Below are 792 nucleotides of genomic sequence, written 5' to 3'. Positions count from 1 at the left end.
ACCGTGAACATCGGCCACGCCGACCGGTCGTGGAGCCTGTCGAGCATGGCGTCCGCGTCACCCGGGTCCGATCCGAAAGCCTCCGGCGTGAACCCCTCGGCCAGGTCCGCCAAGTACGCGGGCCAGAAACCCGGCTCATCCAGGAGCGGATGCCCGTCCACGACAGGGGACGAGGAGTACCAGTGCCGTGCCATCACCATGCCGAGATTCTCTCCAACCCGGCTCCGGGCTGTTCGAAGACCCCGGCCTTCACGGCCGACCGGCTTGACGGCATAGCAACGTGAGGTGTCTACGTTGCCGCACCGGAGCTCCCGTCGTACGACCGGCCGCTGGCCTCGGATGTCACCATCGTGCGCCGCGATGGCACTCAGGAGACCCGCCAGGCCCTGGCCCCGCGGCTGTCCCGGGACTCGTACGATCCCGCCCGCGCCAAGCCCGAGAGGCGGGGAAGTCGGCGAAGAGGTGCGCCAGTTGCGATGGGGAGTTCAAGGAAGGGCAGCAGAAACAGCGCCGGTATGGCGCATGGCGGCACCTGCCCGGCGAGTGCGTCTCGAAGGCGGTGCAGCCGGTCCAGCCCGCCCGACGGGCCGGAAGGTCCCCCTGCACGAGAAGGTCGCCCGCCGGTTCTGGATCCGGCGCCGCTGCCCGCTCTGCGGCGCGAAGGCCGGTCAGGACTGCACCGACCCGGGCGAGCCGGGCGGCGAGGCGGTTCAGCGGGAACACGGCCATGACGAGCGGATCGCGCCGATCCCGAAGGAACGCGAAGCGGCCACGAAGGCCAAGCACGCCGCC

At 70.7% G+C, this 792-nt stretch carries 2 pseudogenes; one reads left to right on the top strand and one right to left on the bottom strand.

The window, feature by feature from the left end:
• Positions 1-200, bottom strand: a pseudogene (locus CA983_RS47450) (hypothetical protein); the annotation flags it as partial.
• 322 nt (positions 201-522) lie between these two features.
• Between CA983_RS47450 and CA983_RS44425 the strand changes: the two are divergent.
• Positions 523-792, top strand: a pseudogene (locus CA983_RS44425) (hypothetical protein); the annotation flags it as partial.

It is taken from the genome of Streptomyces swartbergensis (assembly GCF_002148965.1).
Classification (GTDB): domain Bacteria; phylum Actinomycetota; class Actinomycetes; order Streptomycetales; family Streptomycetaceae; genus Streptomyces; species Streptomyces swartbergensis.
This window is presented reverse-complemented; position numbering and strand designations above follow the sequence as displayed.